Origin of the sequence: Derxia gummosa DSM 723, assembly GCF_000482785.1 — a bacterium.
Taxonomy (GTDB): Bacteria; Pseudomonadota; Gammaproteobacteria; order Burkholderiales; family Burkholderiaceae_E; genus Derxia; species Derxia gummosa.
The window spans coordinates 433,513-449,098 of the sequence record NZ_AXWS01000014.1; the positions used below are offsets into that span (position 1 = coordinate 433,513).

13 protein-coding genes and 1 pseudogene are annotated in these 15,586 nt (G+C 72.8%); 6 read left to right on the plus strand and 8 right to left on the minus strand.

Annotated features, from left to right (window positions below):
* Positions 1-45: 45 nt before the first annotated feature.
* Positions 46-573, minus strand: a complete 528-nt coding sequence (locus H566_RS0115280; protein ID WP_034411881.1) for a DUF2867 domain-containing protein — start codon at positions 571-573, stop codon at positions 46-48.
* Between the two features lie 8 nt (positions 574-581).
* Entirely contained in the window at positions 582-1,406 is an 825-nt protein-coding gene (locus H566_RS0115285) for a nitroreductase family protein (protein WP_028312115.1), read from the minus strand.
* Positions 1,407-1,589: 183 nt separating this feature from the next.
* Here H566_RS0115285 and H566_RS25540 point away from each other — a divergent pair, with 183 nt between their 5' ends.
* The 4 genes from H566_RS25540 to H566_RS0115305 all read left to right on the plus strand — a co-directional run bounded on the left by H566_RS25540 (position 1,590) and on the right by H566_RS0115305 (position 4,762).
* The gene (locus H566_RS25540; protein ID WP_084545151.1) at positions 1,590-1,973 is read left to right on the plus strand and encodes a thioredoxin family protein; all 384 of its coding nucleotides are present in this window, start codon (positions 1,590-1,592) and stop codon (positions 1,971-1,973) included.
* 246 nt (positions 1,974-2,219) lie between these two features.
* Entirely contained in the window at positions 2,220-3,473 is a 1,254-nt protein-coding gene (locus H566_RS25545; protein WP_084545153.1) for an NAD(P)H-dependent flavin oxidoreductase, read from the plus strand.
* A gap of 196 nt (positions 3,474-3,669) precedes the next feature.
* Complete coding sequence (locus H566_RS0115300; protein ID WP_028312116.1) at positions 3,670-4,533, plus strand: hypothetical protein; 864 nt, start codon at positions 3,670-3,672, stop codon at positions 4,531-4,533.
* 28 nt (positions 4,534-4,561) lie between these two features.
* On the plus strand, positions 4,562-4,762 hold the full coding sequence (locus H566_RS0115305) for a heavy-metal-associated domain-containing protein (protein WP_028312117.1): 201 nt from the start codon (positions 4,562-4,564) through the stop codon (positions 4,760-4,762).
* A gap of 160 nt (positions 4,763-4,922) precedes the next feature.
* Here H566_RS0115305 and H566_RS0115310 read toward each other — a convergent pair whose 3' ends face one another.
* Entirely contained in the window at positions 4,923-5,588 is a 666-nt protein-coding gene (locus tag H566_RS0115310) for a hypothetical protein (RefSeq protein ID WP_028312118.1), read from the minus strand.
* Between the two features lie 271 nt (positions 5,589-5,859).
* A complete protein-coding gene (locus H566_RS0115315; RefSeq protein ID WP_156924453.1) occupies positions 5,860-9,735 on the minus strand; it encodes an ATP-binding protein in 3,876 nt (1,291 codons plus the stop codon).
* 253 nt (positions 9,736-9,988) lie between these two features.
* Between H566_RS0115315 and H566_RS25550 the strand changes: the two are divergent.
* Positions 9,989-11,098, plus strand: a pseudogene (locus tag H566_RS25550) (glycosyltransferase family 4 protein); the annotation flags it as partial.
* 3 nt (positions 11,099-11,101) lie between these two features.
* Here H566_RS25550 and H566_RS30135 read toward each other — a convergent pair.
* The 4 genes from H566_RS30135 to H566_RS0115335 form a co-directional block, all read right to left on the minus strand.
* Positions 11,102-12,421, minus strand: a complete 1,320-nt coding sequence (locus tag H566_RS30135; protein ID WP_245591375.1) for a phage holin family protein — start codon at positions 12,419-12,421, stop codon at positions 11,102-11,104.
* 7 nt (positions 12,422-12,428) lie between these two features.
* Positions 12,429-12,803 (minus strand): glycine zipper domain-containing protein, encoded by a 375-nt coding sequence (locus tag H566_RS0115325; RefSeq protein ID WP_028312120.1) that lies wholly within the window; start codon positions 12,801-12,803, stop codon positions 12,429-12,431.
* A 38-nt stretch (positions 12,804-12,841) separates the two neighbouring features.
* Positions 12,842-13,045, minus strand: coding sequence for a hypothetical protein (locus H566_RS0115330; protein WP_028312121.1), 204 nt, complete (start codon positions 13,043-13,045; stop codon positions 12,842-12,844).
* Positions 13,046-13,188: 143 nt separating this feature from the next.
* Positions 13,189-14,583, minus strand: a complete 1,395-nt coding sequence (locus tag H566_RS0115335; protein WP_051378827.1) for a CHASE3 domain-containing protein — start codon at positions 14,581-14,583, stop codon at positions 13,189-13,191.
* A 399-nt stretch (positions 14,584-14,982) separates the two neighbouring features.
* Between H566_RS0115335 and H566_RS0115340 the strand changes: the two genes are divergently transcribed.
* Positions 14,983-15,528, plus strand: a complete 546-nt coding sequence (locus H566_RS0115340; protein ID WP_028312123.1) for a ferritin-like domain-containing protein — start codon at positions 14,983-14,985, stop codon at positions 15,526-15,528.
* The last annotated feature ends 58 nt before the right edge of the window (positions 15,529-15,586 follow it).

The window sequence follows — 15,586 nt, forward strand, 5'->3', positions numbered from 1 at the left end:
CCGATGGCCCGAGGCCGCGGCGGGTGCTCCGCCGACGGCCGCGCCTCAGTCCGGCGCGCCGATGCGCTCCAGGAAGGCCGGCGCGATGCGCCGGTGCAGCGGTCGTACCAGAAGCATGTAGAAGCGCCCGAGCCGGTTGCGCACATGCACGACCGTCGTGGTGACGAGCATCGCGCCACCCTCGGCCAGCGCCGTCCGCCGCAGCGACATCACCACGCGCAGATGGCGGTCGTCGTCGCCGAGCAGCACCTCGTCGGGCGCCACCGACAGCAGCGTGAAGATGCCCACGCGCTCGCCGGGCCGGTAGCTGTCTGCCGGGCGCCGCAAGGTCGGGTCGAAGCCGCCGAGATCCTTCAGGCCGACCAGCCGCGCGAGCCGGTTGCGCAGTGCCATCAGCCCGTCGACCCAGGCTGGCGTGCGGCGCGCGGCGGCGAGGAAGAGTTCGAGCGGGCCGGCCTCGGCATCGGCCACGCGGATCATCCAGGCATCGTGAAAGTGCGCGCCGGGCAGCAGCGCGGCGATGGCGCTGCCCTCGGGCACGGGGCAGAGGCGGGCGGATTGGCGGGTAGGCATGGCCGGCCTCAGCGCATCAGGAAGCCGAGCGCTTCGAGCTTCTGGCGCAGCAGGTCGCGGCCGGTGAGCGCGGCCGCGTCGGCGATACGCTTGACGCTGTGCGGCGTCCACTTGTGCGCCTTCATGCCCTGCGACGTGTAGAAGCCCTGCATCGTCGCGTCATAGGCGTCGATGACGGCGTCCTGGGCGTCGAGGTCGTAATGCTCGCGGTGCAGCACGGCGGCTTGCGGCAGACGCGGCTTGACGGCGCCGGCCCTGGCCGGCGTGCCGACGCACAGGCCGAACACCGGCGTGACGAGCGGCGGCAGCTTCAGTTCGGCCGCGACCTTGTCGAGCTGGTTGCGGATGCCGCCGATGTACACGCTGCCGAGCCCCATCGACTCGAAGGCGGCGACCGCGTTCTGCGCCGCGAGCGCCGCGTCGATCACGCCCACCAGCAGCATCTCCAGATGGTCGAGCCCTTCGGACGGGCTGCCGGCGCGCTCGGCGCAGCGGCGCAGGCGGGCCAGGTCGGCGAGCCAGACGAGGAAGGTCGGGCAGTCGCTCACATGCTTCTGGCCGCCGGTCCAGTCGGCCAGCTTGGCCTTGGTCTCGGGCGCCTCGACGGCGACCACGCTCCACACCTGGAGGTTGGACGAGGTGGCGGCCGATTGCGCGGCGGCGATGCCGGCTTCGAGCGCGCCGGCGGGCAGGGCGTCGGGCAGGAAGGCGCGCACCGAGGCGTGGCCGAGCAGGCTGTCGAGCACGGCATTCCAGGGCGCGTCGGCGGCGATGGCGGGCGCATCGGCGCCGTAGCGTGCGTCGAGCAGGTCGAGCGGGGAGGGAGTGGTCATGGCGTTCTTTGCGCGGAAGTTGGCGGAGCGGCCGCAAGTTTGGCGCGGGTTAGCATGCGGCGGACTGCCGGCCCGTATCGGCCCGTCGCCGCGCGAGGGTCAGCGGCCATGTCCGCAAGTCCGCCGTCACGCCCGCAAGACCGTCACGCCCGCACGAGCCCGTCGTTCCGCCCCGAAAAACAAATGAGCGCCTCCTCTCCCGCCCTGCATGTGGTCTGCCTTTGCGCCGAGTGGTGCGGCACCTGCCGCGAGTACCGGCCGCTGTTCGACGCGCTCGCCGCGCGCCATCCCCACGCGCGCTTCGGCTGGATCGACATCGAGGACGAGGCCGACCGCATCGGCGATCTCGACATCGAGAACTTTCCGACCGTGCTGCTCGCGCGCGAACTGGACGGCCGCTTGCAGCCGGTGTTCTTCGGCACGGTGCTGCCCCACATCGAGCTGCTCGCGCGCCAGATGCAGGAGGCGCGCGACATGGCCGCCTTGCAGGCCGGCGGCGCGCACGGGCTGGACGCGCGCGAGTTCGCCTCGCTTCAGGCGCTGGTGGCGGAGCTGGCGCGCGGCTGAATCGGCGGTGCGCCAGCTCCGCGCCATCGCGAGCCGGGCGGTCGGGCCTGCGCGGGCGGTGGCGGCGGGCGGGCGCGGAGCGCGGCTTGCGCCTGTCGTCCAAAGTCCACTTGTTTCGTCGGCAATTGCGCCACGTCAAGCCGGCCACCGGGGTGGGTCGCTAGGGTCGGCGGCGCCGCTTCCGGGCAGATCCGCCCCGGTGCCGACCGCTCTCCGCCGGTCGCGCCGTCTCCGCCGGCACTCCCCATGAATCCCCTCGATACGCCCGTGCTTACCTCCATCGCGCCCGATTTCGTCGCCCCGTTCTTCGCCAGCGGGCTCAAGTCCCTGACCCTGGGCGGACGCGAGCTGCTGCCGATCGTGCAGGGCGGCATGGGCGTGGGCGTGTCGGCGCACCGGCTCGCGGGCACCGTGGCGGCGGCGGGCGGCGTGGGCACGCTGTCGTCGGTCGATCTGCGCCGCCTGCATCCCGACCTCATGGCCGCGACGCGCACCCTGCCGCCGGGCGAGGACACCAAGCGCGCGATCGACGCGGCCAACCTCGTGGCGCTGGCCCGCGAGATCCGTGCTGCGCGCGAGTTGTCGCAGGGGCGCGGCCTCCTGGCCATCAACGTGATGCGCGCGATCAGCGCCTACGCGGCGCACGTGAAGCACGCGCTCGAATGCGGCATCGACGCGGTGGTGGTGGGCGCCGGCCTGCCGCTCGACCTGCCCGACCTCGCGGCCGAGCATCCCAAGGCGCTGCTCGTGCCCATCCTGTCGGATGCGCGCGGCGTGGCGCTCGTGGTGAAGAAGTGGGAGCGCAAGCGTCGCGCGCCCGACGCGATCGTGATCGAGCATCCGGGCAAGGCCGCCGGGCATCTGGGCGCCGCCAAGGTGGCCGACGTGAACGACCCGCGCTTCGACTTCGAGCGCGTGATTCCCGAGACCGTCGCCTTCCTGCGCTCGGCCGGGCTGGAGCATGTGCCCGTCATCGCAGCCGGTGGCGTGCGCAGCCATGCCGAGATCGCGCAGCTCCAGTCGCTGGGTGCGGCCGGCGTCCAGCTCGGCACGCCCTTCGCCGTCACGCGCGAGAGTGATGCGGCGGCGCAGTTCAAGGCCGTGCTCGCGGGCGCCCGGCCCGAGGACGTGATCGAGTTCACCAGCGTGGCCGGTCTGCCGGCGCGCGCGGTGCGTACGCCCTGGCTGGAAAAGTACCTGCTCGCCGAGCCGCGCCTGCAGGAGCACGCGCACCAGAAGTCGCGCTGCACCAAGTCCTTCGACTGTCTGGCGCAATGCGGCCTGCGCGACGGCCAAAAGACCTGGGGCCAGTTCTGCATCGACCACCAGCTCGGCCTCGCGCTCGACGGTGACGCCGACAAGGGCCTGTTCTTCCGTGGCGCGGGCACGCTGCCCTTCGGCGCCGACATCCGTCCGGTGGCCGACCTCCTGCGCCATCTGCTCACGCCGGCCGGCGGCGCGTCCGGCGTGGTGGCCGACGAGGCCGTGCCGGCGGCCTGATGCCCGACCGCGGATGCGGCGGTTGCCACGTGGTGAAGTCTGTCGCTGGCGTACATTCGCCGGCTTCGCGCCGTCGGCGCGCCGACCCTCCATGCCGTTTCCGCCTCGCATGAAAGCTTCCGCCGCCCGCCTCGTTCCGCCGGTTTCTCCGGTGCGTTCTTCCCTCGCTCCTGCCGCGATGCCGGCTTTCCCGCGCATGAGCTCGCCCGCCGGCACGGCGCGGCCGGCGCGCGTTCGCCGTGTGGTGGCGCTCGTCGGAGCGCTCGGCATCGGCGCAGCCGCCATGCCGGCGTGCGCGGCCGATGCCGAGCGTCCCGTCATCGCCGCCGACACCCTGCTGGTGGGCATTGCCGAGCGGCGCGGCGTGCGTGAGGGCTATCTCGACCTGCTCGCCAGCACCGGCCTGCTGCTACGGCCGGCGCCGGTCAACGGTCCGAGCCTGCTGCAAGGCCAGGACAGCGATTCGCGCCGTCTGCGCCGCGCGCCCGAGCGCGTGATCGTCGCGAAGTCGGCCGATCTCGCCGTGAGCGTCGGTCCGTATGAATCGGCCGCCAGCGCCACCGCCGCGCCCGACGATCGCGGCCATTACGTCGCCGTCTGGCGCACCGATGATGACGGCGCCTGGAAACTCCAGGTCGATGCCGCCCTGCCGCACGGCGACGCCCCCGGCGCGGTCGATGCCGTGGCCGGCCTGCCGCTGCTCGCCTGGGCCGCGCCCGCCGGCAGCTGCGATGCCAACGCCCTCGGCAGCGCCGAGCGCCAGGTGGTCGATGCGCGTGCCGGCGGTGCCGGCGCGCCCGCGCGGCTCTATGCCGCCGACGCCGTGGTGCTGCGCAGCGACCTCGCCCCGGTCGCGCCCGCGAGCGCGCCGCGCGCCGGCCCCAACTGGCGCGACGCCCAGATGCGGGGCACCTGGGTCGCCAAGTCGCAGGACCTCGCCGTCATGACCGGCCTCGTGCGCACCGACGGCAACGAACGCGGTTACGGCTTCCTTCATGCCTGGAGCTGCGAAGGTGGCAGCTGGAAGCTCAAGCTCGATCTCGAAAACCTGCCGCGCTGACGCGGCCCAATCCAGCGGAGAACGGACGATGGAACATCGAATCACGGTCGGCGGCATGACCTGCCAGGGTTGCGCGCGCTCGGTCACCAATGCGCTGCACGGCGTCGATCCGGCCGCCGAGGTGGTCGTGCATCTCGACACCGGCACGGTCGAGATCAGCAGCGACCTGCCGCGCGCCACGCTCGCCGCCGCCATCGACGACGCGGGCTACGAGGTGGAAGCCGGCTGATCGGCCGACGCCCAGGCCATGCGACCGCGCCGGCCCGCACCCTCGCCCGCTTCCCAACCGGCACGTCACATCCAGCGCCACTCGCCATCCAGCAAAACGCCGGGTCATGCCCGGCGTTTTTCATTTGCAACTCCCGCTTCCGGCACAAGGCCGGACCGGCTCACACCGGCTTGGCCGGCGCCACCGGATAGTCGAGCACTTCCAGCCCCACGGCCTCGAAGGCGCGCACGCGGCGCGGCTTGCCGAAGCGCAGGTTCTGCGACGGGTTCTGGAACCAGCCCACCACCTGCTCCAGCTGGGGCGCGAGGAAGAGGAACAGCGCCACCAGGAAGGTGCGCGGCACCTGTTCCTCCCACAGGCCATGTTCCTTGAGGTACTCGGCCGAGGCGGTCGCGGCCTTGGCCATGTCGTACTCGCCGTCGATGATGGCCATGACCGGGAAGCCGAAGGCGCCGTTGGGCGCGGCCACGTCCAGCCGCACTTCGAGGCGGCGGGCGCGGCCGTCGACCTCGGGCGTCTGCACCGGACCGGAGGCGCCGAGGATGCGCCAGCCTTCGCGGCCTTCGAGCCAGCAGCGCACGAAGCCCGGCGCGCCGATCACGCCTTCCTCGGGCTCGTCGATGCTGTCGGCCTGGGTCCAGACCACCGGCATGCGCGTGAGGATCGCGAATTCATGCGCATCGGAACGGGCGTCGATCGGCACGCTCTCGAAGAACTGCTTGTACGCCGCATCCACCCCGGCTTCGGGCATGCGGTTGCGCTGGAAGGAAACAAGGCGCGCCGCGAGCTCGGGACGCGTGAGGGCGAAGGTGAGGGGATCGGCCATGGCTCAGGTTTGCTAAGAGTTTTTCCTAGTCTCGCATGATGACGCGCCGGCGTGCATCGGCTTGGCTGCACGTTAGTCGGCATTCGCTGCCGTTGGTCGGGCTGCGGCTGGAACGGGCGTGCGACCGGTCGATCACGCGCGCCGGACGACATGATGCGCCGACCGGCGGCGACGGCTCGTCGCGCGGCGATCTGCGGTTGGCGGCTCGTCCGGCCGGACGACACGCGCGATGGGGCGCGCCGTCCGCGGCCGGACGCTGCCGCCAGCCGGCTCAATGCGCCATCTCGGCACCGGGCGCGGCCTCGGCCGTGAGCCAGGCCTGGGCTTCGGCCACGACCGCGCGCAATTCCGACAGCAGCAGTCCGTTGGGCGGCAGTGCGTCGGGAGGCAGGGTCATGGGCACGACGCCCCGGGTTGATTCGCGCCAGGTCGCTTCCCAGGCGAGGCAGGCGCGGTGCAGCCGGGTGGCGCCGATCTGGGCCGACAGGCCCTTGAGCGTGTGGACGGCGCGCGCCACGTCGGCGGCGCCGCTTTCGGGCGTGAGCGGCAGGCCGCCCGCATAGGCCTGGACGAAGCCGTGCAGCACGCGCGCGTACAGGTCGCGCATGCCGCCCACGAGACGCAGACCGGCATCGGCGTCGAGCCGCGCCGCGACCGCGCCTTGCAGCAGCGAGGTGATGACCGGCATGTCGGCATAGGCGGGCGGGCGCGTGATGAGCCCGGCCGGCCGCGAACCCGGCTTGCCGAGGCCGGCAAAGTCCGCCACCGCGCGCTCCAGCAGCGCGAAGTCCACCGGCTTGGTGAGGTAGGCGACCATGCCGGCTTCCTGGGCGCGCCGGCGCTCGTCGGCGAGCGCGTGGGCGGTGAGCGCGATGATCGGCAGCCGGGGCTGGAGCGCGCGGATGCGGCGCGCCGCCTCGATGCCATCGAGTACCGGCATCTGGATGTCCATGAGCACGGCGGCGTAGCGGCCGCCGTCGCCCTCGATGCGTTCGACCGCTTCCTGGCCGTTCTCGGCGAAGTCGAGCGTGGCGCCGGCGCGGCCGAGCATCTCGCCCACCATGTCCCGGTTGAGCGGGTTGTCCTCGGCCAGCAGCAGGTGCAGGCCGGCGAGCAGCGGTGTTTCGGGCGTGCTGCGCGTCTCGGCCTCGTGGCGCGCGAGCAGCGAATGCACATGGCGCGCGCGCAGCGGCGTGGCCAGGGTGCGGGCCGCGAAGGGCAGGCCGGCAAGCGCCGGCGCGACCGCGCCCGAGGCCACCAGCAGCACCAGCTCCGCGCCGGCGGCGACGCACTGGCGCGCGAGGGCTTCGAGCCGGTCGCGCGCGAGGCCGGCTGGCGCGATGACGAGATCATCGCGTCGTGGCCGGGGCGCGCGGGCGTGGCCCGGGCCGGCGGGCGAGAGCAGGGCGGTGAGGATGCCGGTGCTGGCTCTGCCGCCGGTGCCGGAAGTCGGCGCCGCCGCGTCGCCGGGCGCGGCCAGTTCGGCCTCGTCCAGCGTCAGCACTTCGAGTCCGCGCGCGCCGAGCCAGCGGCTGACCGGCGCCACGTTCGCGGGCGGCAGCGCGGCCAGCAGCACGCGCCGGCGCGGCGGTTCCGGCGTGTGCGGCGGCGGCACCTCGGTCAGCCCCGGCAGGCGCACGGTGAAGCAGCTGCCCCGGCCGATCTCGCTTCTCACCTCGATGCGCCCGCCCATGAGCCCGACCAGCCGCTGCGAGATCGCCAGCCCGAGGCCGGTGCCGCCGAAGCGCCGCGTGAGCGAACCGTCGCCCTGCTCGAAGGGCGAGAACAGCCGCGCCAGATGCTCGGGCGCGATGCCGATGCCGGTGTCCTCCACCTCGGCCACGAGACCGCCTTCGGGGCCGGCGCGACGCAGCCGCACCGTCACGCTGCCGCGCTCGGTGAACTTGACCGCGTTGGTCACGAGATTGAGCAGCACCTGGGTCAGCCGCAGCGGATCGCCGATCACGCGTCGCGGCAGCGCCGGGTCTTCGTCGACGATGAGCGCGATGTGGCTGGCCGAGGCGCGGTCGGCCGCGATCTCGACCACCTGATCGACCGGATCGCCCAGCTCGAACTCGATGCGTTCCAGGCTGAGGCGGTTCTCCTCGATCTTCGACAGGTCGAGCACGTCGTTGACGAGCGCGAGCAGCAGCGCGCCCGACTTCTCGATGCGCTCCAGATAGGGCCGCACGCCGTCCTCGACGCCGAAGGGCACCGAGCGCAGCGCGAGCTGGGTGTTGCCGATCACCGCCGCCAGCGGCGTGCGGATCTCGTGGCTCATGTTCGCGAGGAAGTTGCTGCGCGCCTGGGCCAGCTTGCGTGCCTCGGCCAGGGCGCGCGTGTGTTCGAGCAGGCTGTCGTTGAGCAGGCGGCGCTCGGTGGTGTCGGTGTGGATGCCGGCGATGCCGGTGGCGCGGCCGTCGGCGTCGCGGTCGTAGGCGCGCCCGCGCAGGAAGACCCAGCGCCAGCTGCCGTCGGCGCCGCGCATGCGGTGCTCGACCGCGAGCCGGGCGCTGCGGCCCTCCACATGTTCGAGCAGGGCGGCGCGCAGCGCGGGCAGGTCGTCGGGATGGGTGAGCGCGAGCAGCGCCGCGAGGTCGAAGGCGAGGCCGGGCGGATGGCCGAGGCTGGTCAGCAGGCTGTCGCCGCAGAAGATGCGGCCGCTGGCGATGTCGAGATCCCAGTAGCTGTCGTCGCTGCCCTGGAACACGCGTTCCAGCCGCCACCAGCTGTCGCGCAGCGCGGCCTCGGCGGCCTTGGCCTGGGTGAGGTCGTAGGCTTGGAGCACGAAGTGCAGCGGCCGGCCGTCGCTGCCGCGCACCAGCGAGGCGGCGATGGCGGCGGGCAGCAGGCTGCCGTCGCGGCGGCGCAGGCGGATCTCGAACTCGCCGGTCGGCACGGTGGCGCGCGTGCCGCCTTCGACGAGGGGATCGCGCGGATCGGCCGGCGCGCTGCCGGCGCGCGGCTGCACCGGCCCGCGCGTGACGCGCCGCAGCAGCCGGCGCAGGCGCGCGCGCAGCCGGGGCACGTCGCGCGGCTGCACCGCGTCCAGCGGACGGGCGAGCAGGGCGACGCGCGGACGGTCGAGCATGCGGCACAGCGCGGGGTTGACCTCGATCGCCCGGCCGTCGAGGCCGACCAGCGCCATGCCGATCGGCGAGTCGTGCATCGCGCCGCGAAAGCGCTCCTCGCTCTCGGCCAGATGGCGGTGCTTGTGGCGCATGCCCGCGAACAGATAGGCGATCGCCAGCGGCGGCAGCGACACGACCGCGAGCGTCATTGCCAGGTAGAGGAAGGCATCGTGGCGCTCGGCGCCGAAGGGGCTGCCACCGAAGGCGGCGAACACCGTGGTCTGGATCGCCAGCGTGAGCACGCAGGTGGCCAGCACGCTGAAGCGCAGGGCCGCGATGCCCAGCGGTATCTCGACGATCATCAGCCAGTGCGGCGCATGCGAAGTGGCGATGGCCGCGATCGCCACCACGACGATCAGCGCGAACACCAGTTCGAGCCCGCCCTCGCGCGCGCCGCCGCGCCCGTCCCCCGTCGCGCGGCCGAACAGCCGTGCGACCTGCACGCGCGACAGCGAGATCGCCAGCGGCACTAGGGTGGTGATGAGCAGCGCGTCGCTCGCCCACCAGAGCTGGGCGGCGGCCCAGCCGTCGATCTTCCAGATCACGCCTGCCGCGATGCCGGCAATGACGGCGCCCGGCACGGCGCAAGGCCCGCCGACGATGATGAAGGCGGCGATGCGGCGCTTCGGATCGCTGGCGTTGCGCGCGTCCACGCCCAGCAGCGCGAACACATGACTGGCCAGTCCGATCGTGATGGCCTGAGCCAGCGCCCAGGCCAGCGCCAGCGCCAGCGGCAGCAGCCCGGCAAGGCTGGCGGCGACCTGGGCCAGCCCGATGGCGGCGAGGCCGGCCGCCAGCAGGGGGCCGCGCCCGTCATGCGCGCGGCGCAGCAGCGCGCCGAGCACGAAGGCCTCGGGCAGCAGCGTGGGCACGAGCGCGCCGGTCACATGGGCCTGGCGCAGCGCGAGCAGCGAGATGCCGAACACGAGGAAGAACAGCGCCAGCGCCGGCCCCGCCGCGCGCGCACGGGACTGCGCGTCGGGCGCGGTCGGCCGCGCGAGGGGCGGAGCGGACATGGCGGCGAGCACGCCGGCCGGACGGCCAACGCACGAAAGGGACGATGCCGGCGAGTATCGGCAGCCACCCGCGCGGGTGGTGGGCCGAACATCGCGCGGAATGCCCGGCAGCTTTCGGCATCCGTGGGCGGCGGCGGTTGGCGCCGGGGCGCGGGTTGGCGAAGGCGGCCCGCGGCGCCGCGCGGCCGGCTTCACCGCCGCGTCATGGCCGCGTCATGGCGCTGCCGCGAAGCGGTTCCAGAGTCGGCGGCCCATGAACATCCTGCTCGTCACCGACGCCTGGGAGCCGCAGGTCAACGGCGTGGTCCGGACCTGGACCGAGGTGCTGCGCGAGGTGCGCGCGCTCGGCCTGCGCGTGGAGGTGGCAGCGCCCGGCGACGGCCCCACCATGGCCGCGCCGACCGAGCCCGGCGTGCGTCTGAGTCTCGCGCCGGCGCGCGTGCTCGACGCCGCGCTGGCTCGCCTGCCGGGCGGTCGGCCCGATGCGCTGCACATCGCCACCGAGGGGCCGCTCGGCCTCGCGGCGCGGCTGCGCGCCGTGCGTCAGGGCTGGCGCTTCACCACCTCGTATCACACGCGCTTTCCGGAGTACCTCGCGGCGCGGCTCGGGATTCCGGCCGCGCTCGGGCATGCGGCGCTGCGCTGGTTCCACCGACCGGCGCGCCGCGTACTGGTGCCGACCGCGACCATGCGCGACGAACTCGCGGCACGCGACTTCCGCCATCTGCGGCTGTGGTCGCGCGGGGTGGATGAGGCGCTGTTCCATGCCGGCGGCGAGCCGGGCATGGCGACATCGCCGGGACCGGGCGCGCCGATATCGCCCGGCGTGCCGCGCGAATCACGCGACGCGCTGCCCGATCGGTTCGGCGAGCTGCCGGAGGAATTCGCCGCGCTGCCGCGCCCGATCTTCCTGAGCGTCGGACGCATCGCGCGCGAGAAGAATCTCGACGCCTTTCTCGACCTCGACCTGCCGGGCAGCAAGGTGGTGATCGGCGGCGGGCCGGAGCTGGCCCGGCTGCGCGCGCGCCATCCCGCAGTGAGCTGGCTCGGGCCGCGCGCTCATGCCGAACTGGCTCGCTACTACCGCGCGGCCGATGTGTTCGTGTTTCCGAGCCGCACCGACACCTACGGCCTCGTGATGCTGGAAGCGATGGCCTGCGGCTGCCCGGTCGCGGCGTTTCCGGTGACGGGACCGGTGGATGTGGTGGGTGCAGGCGGCGTGCTCGATGCCGACCTCGGCGTGGCCTGCCGCGCGGCGCTGCGGCTCGATCGGGCGGCGGTGGCGGCCTCGGCCGCCGGCCGCACCTGGGAAGCGACCGCGCGGCAATGGCTGGCGGCGCTGGTGCCGCTGCTGCCGGTGCCGGCGTCAGCGCGGCGCGATGCCGTCGTCGGCGGTCGCGGGTGCGATCGCCTCGGTTTCGGCCTCGGCGGCGCGGGCGCGCGCCTCGGCCCGGTCGGCCTTGTCGTGCGCGATGGCGCCGATGTCGTCGGCCAGGCCGGCGATGCGATCGGCGGCGCGCTCGACCATGCCGGCGCCGCCGGCGATCACGCTGGCACCGGCGGCGGTGCCGGCCGCGACGATGGCGGAGGCGGGCAGGTCGGCGACCGGCGTCCCTGTGCCTGAATTCCTGCCCGAGGTCCCGACACCCGCGTCTGTACTCCCAGTCCGGACGCCCGTGTCTGTACTCCCGATATCCGAGGCAGGGACGGTGGATGGTTCGGCGGATGGCCGGGCGACGACCGGCGGATCGAGCGTCGCGTCATCGAGCGTCGGGCCGGGCCGGCGTGTTGTCGAGCGTACGGCGCGTTCAGCCAGCACCAGTCGGCCGGCCGACGCGCCGACCATCAGCCAGAGCCGGGCCCGGCGCGACAGGCCAAAGGCATCGACGGCGAGGCCGACGGTCTCGGTCAGCAGGTCGGGAGGCGCGGCCGGGATGGGCGCGGCGGTGGTCGGAGGAGCAGCCGGGTGGTCGGCGCCGGTCGGGCCCGCTCCCGGCATGCTGGGCGCGGCTTGTTCGTAGTGCGCCGCTTCGTCGTAGGCAGCGGCCGGCTCTGGCTCAACCGGCTCGCGCGCGACCCGGCGCCGGCGTTCGAGTTCGGCCTCGATCGCGTCAGCCACGCGGCGGTTGAAATCGTCATCGTTGCCAGTGGCCGGGATTGCCGCGGCAAGCGGATGGGGCGCCAGCGCGGCTGCACCACGCGCCGCGTTGGCCGCCATCGCGCCGGCAAGCTCGGCGCCGGTGGCGGTGTCGGCGCCGGGTGTTGGGGCGGTGGTGGAGGCGCCCGCCGAGCGGCGCAGGAATTGCCGCAGCAGCGCCGAGGGCGTGAGGCTTTCGGCCACCATCTCGCGCAGCTTCACGCCAAGCTCGATGGTCAGGCTCTCGCGTTCGCGGTCGGCCCACATGAGGGCGCCGATGCCGCCAACCAGCAGGGCCAGCGGCGTCGCCACGGCCAGCGCCACGCCGGCCCAGGTGTCCCAGAGCAGCACGATGGCGACGACGATCAGGCCGATCAGCCCGAGCGTCGCCACCACCGCGCCCACGCTGGCGACCACGCCGCGCATCACCATCAGCCGCATGTCCTCTTCGGCGGCCCGCAGCAGCAGGCGCGCGAGGCGGGTGGCGGCGGTCTCGGCCCGGTGCAGCGGCGAAGCCTCGGCTCGGGCGGTGTGGGGATCGCGCGGCATGCCGGCCTCAGTCGCGGCCGCGCAGCAGGGCGAACAGCACGCCCAGGGCGAAGCCGGCGCCAGCGGCCACCGCGACCGATTGCAGCGGCTTGTCGCGCACGATCTCGCGGGTGTTCTGGGCACCCTGCTCGGCCAACGCGCGGGCGCTTTCGACCTTGGCGCGGGCGAATTCGGTCGTGACCTGAGCCAGCGCGGCGGCGCGGTCGCTCATGACCGTGGTGCCGTCGGCGATGCGCTCGCGCAATGCCAGGAGTTCCTCGCTCGACGCGCTGGCGATGTCGGACAGCAGCTGCTCGAAGTCCTTGGCGATGCGGCCGGCGGCGGCCGATTCGCTGGCGGCGGTGGTGGTGCGGGCGCGCAGCGACGATGCGATCGAACTCATGGCTTTCTCCTTCGGTTGGTTGGGGCTTGCCCCCGGAATCAGCTTCTTCCGGCCCGGGGTTGCCGGTCTTGCGCATGCTCAAGCACGCCGACGACGAGATCGCTCACGAAACTCATGAGCGCCATCGCGACGAACACCGCGAGCAGCCAGGTCACGCCCACCGAGGCGAGCAGCGACCCGCCCACGCACAGCAGCGCGGCGAGAATGGCGATCATCAGGAACACGACGACGTGGTACAGCATGGGCTTCTCCTTGCTGGCGCGCCGTCGGCTTCGCGGCGTGGAGGAAGTGTCGTCGCGGGGCGCTGCCCTACCTGTGGGCCCGTCGGTTCCGGTTGTGTCGCAGTGTTACGCGCCCCGCTGTCGGCGCAGGACTACAGCTGTCATCAGGGCCGCAGGGCGGTCGGCGCGACTTCCGGATTGGTGCGCGCCGGCAGGCAGGCCGCCACGCGCGTGCCGCGTCGCGGCGCCGACTCGACCTTGAGCCGGCCGCCCAGGCTCATCAATCGGTACTTCATCCCGGCCAGACCGTGGCCGGCCGTCTCGGCCAGCAGCGCGGTGTCGAAGCCGATGCCGTCGTCCTCCACCACGAGCTGCACCTCGCCCTCGATGCTGCGCAGCGACAGCCGCACATGGCTCGCGTTGGCGTACTTGTAGATGTTGGTGAAGGCCTCCTGCGCGACGCGGTAGAGCGCGAGGCCTGAGCTTTCATCGACGCTCACCGTCGGTTCGATGTCGAGCGCCAGCTCGCCGCCGAGGCGCTGGCGCTGCTGCTCGGCATAGCCCGTGAGCGCGGGCACGAAGCCGAGCGAGGTGAGCGTGGACGGGCGCAGGTCCTCGATGATGCGGCGCTTGAGCGCGACGCCGTGCTCCAGCAGTTCCTTCAGGCTGCGCAGCCTTGCAAGCGCTTTCTCGTCGGCGCCCTTGAGCCGGCCGGTGGCGGCGGCGAGGTCGAACTTGGCGGCGGTGAAGATCGCGCCCAGCTCGTCGTGCAGCTCGCGCGACAGCCGTGCGCGCTCGTCCTCGCGCGCCGATTGCAGATGGCTCGCGAGCCGGATGAGTTCGGCGGTGCGCTCGGCGATGCGCACGTCGAGCTCGTCGCGTTCGCGCTGGATGGCGCGGCGCTGGCGCTCCGACTCCTGCGCCATGCGCTCGCTGTGGCGCAGGAACAGGCCGAAGCTCAGCAGCACGAACACCGTCGCGAAGGCGATGCCGAGCCGGGCCCAGCTCGCGGTGCGTTCCCAGTCGCGCGTGATGGCCTGGAGGCGCTGGTCTTCGTAGGCGAGCAGGCGATCCACGCCGTCACGCACGGCTTGCATCTTCTCGAGGCCGACGTCGGTGCGGATGACGTCGGTCGCGGCCTCGCCGTTGCCGCGTTGGCGCAGCCGCAGCGACACGTCCAGCTCGCTCATGCGCGCAGCCGCCGCGCGCGCTAGCGGCACGTACAGGCCCTGGCCGGCCGCGTCGTTGAGATAGTGGTTGCGGCAGATGTTCATGCTGCGCACCGCCGTGTCGATCGCGTTGCGGTAGGGCGCGAGATAGCGCTCGTCGCCGGTCAGCACGAAGCCGCGCTGGCTCGACTCCGCATCGACGAGCGAGCCGGTGATGGCTTGGAGCGTGCGCTGAATCTCCAGCCGCTCGGTCACTTTCGACGAACCCTTGGCGGCCTCGTGATGGCTGTACTCCGACAGCGCGAGCAGCACGAGCGACAGCGTCGCGCACACGAACAACCCGCGCGACAGCGCACGCCCGCGCGGCGGCTCGGCCAGGGGCGCGGGCATGCCGGCAGGGATGGGGCCATCAGAGCGGCGGCGCCGGAACAGAGCCGGCAGGAGACGGGCAAGAAACTGGGGCATCGGCCGGGAGGCGGTGTACGGATACCGGCGAGTGCTCGGGGCACGGCGGGTGGCGGAACGGCAAATGTAGGAATGGGCCGACGGCGGCTTGCGGATGCCGCTTGCAGGCGGCGCCCGTCGGGCTGCCGACAATAGGCCCATCCACTTCGCGCTGGCAAGCCGCCACGCGGCGCCGACAGCCGGTTGATGCTGCCTTGAAAAGCGCCACGCCAAGCTGACGCGGGAAGGGACGGTGACCGCGTGTAACACCCCCGTCGCCATCGGCGGCGACCGGTGAACATGGCGATGGGCCACCTGGATTCACGACGAAACGAGGAGCCGACGATGACCTTGTTGCACGCGAAGCGCCCTGGCCTGACCGATCGCAACACGCTGCGCGCAGAAGCACGCCGCAGCGTCAGTGATGGTGCGGTGACCGTCGCCTACGGCGCCGACCGCGAGGCGGTGATCGCGATGCTGCAGAACGCGCTGGCCACGGAACTGACCTGCGCGCTGCGTTATCGCCAGCACCACTTTGTCGCCAAGTCGCCTGTGTCGCCGGCGATCAAGAACGAATTCCTGGAACACGCCAACGAAGAACAGCAGCACGCCGACCAGATTGCCGAGCGCATCGTGCAACTGGGTGGTGCGCCCGATTTCAACCCCGCGAGCTTCGCGGCGCGCTCCGATGCCGAATACGTTTCCGGCACCGAACTGCGACAGATGCTCATCGAGAACCTCGTAGCCGAAAGGATTGCCGTCCAGGCCTACACGGAAATGATTCACGCGATCGGCGAGAGTGATCCGACTACGCGTCGGCTGCTCGAATCGATCCTCGCGAAGGAAGAGGAGCACGCGGACGAACTGTCCGATCTGCTTCCCCGCGAGTGAAGGTCGGACCTTCGCGTTCCCACTCCTGCGGCGCCCCGTCCCCCGACACTGGGGCGCA

Excerpts from the sequence above, each read along its gene's own strand:
- H566_RS0115280 (WP_034411881.1), bottom strand. The coding sequence starts at position 573 with ATGCCTACCCGCCAATCCGCCCGCCTCTGCCCCGTGCCCGAGGGCAGC.
- H566_RS0115285 (WP_028312115.1), bottom strand. The coding sequence starts at position 1,406 with ATGACCACTCCCTCCCCGCTCGACCTGCTCGACGCACGCTACGGCGCC.
- H566_RS25540 (WP_084545151.1), top strand. The coding sequence starts at position 1,590 with ATGAGCGCCTCCTCTCCCGCCCTGCATGTGGTCTGCCTTTGCGCCGAG.
- H566_RS25545 (WP_084545153.1), top strand. The coding sequence starts at position 2,220 with ATGAATCCCCTCGATACGCCCGTGCTTACCTCCATCGCGCCCGATTTC.
- H566_RS0115300 (WP_028312116.1), top strand. The coding sequence starts at position 3,670 with ATGAGCTCGCCCGCCGGCACGGCGCGGCCGGCGCGCGTTCGCCGTGTG.
- H566_RS0115305 (WP_028312117.1), top strand. The coding sequence starts at position 4,562 with ATGGAACATCGAATCACGGTCGGCGGCATGACCTGCCAGGGTTGCGCG.
- H566_RS0115310 (WP_028312118.1), bottom strand. The coding sequence starts at position 5,588 with ATGGCCGATCCCCTCACCTTCGCCCTCACGCGTCCCGAGCTCGCGGCG.
- H566_RS0115315 (WP_156924453.1), bottom strand. The coding sequence starts at position 9,735 with ATGTCCGCTCCGCCCCTCGCGCGGCCGACCGCGCCCGACGCGCAGTCC.
- H566_RS30135 (WP_245591375.1), bottom strand. The coding sequence starts at position 12,421 with ATGCCGCGCGATCCCCACACCGCCCGAGCCGAGGCTTCGCCGCTGCAC.
- H566_RS0115325 (WP_028312120.1), bottom strand. The coding sequence starts at position 12,803 with ATGAGTTCGATCGCATCGTCGCTGCGCGCCCGCACCACCACCGCCGCC.
- H566_RS0115330 (WP_028312121.1), bottom strand. The coding sequence starts at position 13,045 with ATGCTGTACCACGTCGTCGTGTTCCTGATGATCGCCATTCTCGCCGCG.
- H566_RS0115335 (WP_051378827.1), bottom strand. The coding sequence starts at position 14,583 with ATGCCCGCGCCCCTGGCCGAGCCGCCGCGCGGGCGTGCGCTGTCGCGC.
- H566_RS0115340 (WP_028312123.1), top strand. The coding sequence starts at position 14,983 with ATGACCTTGTTGCACGCGAAGCGCCCTGGCCTGACCGATCGCAACACG.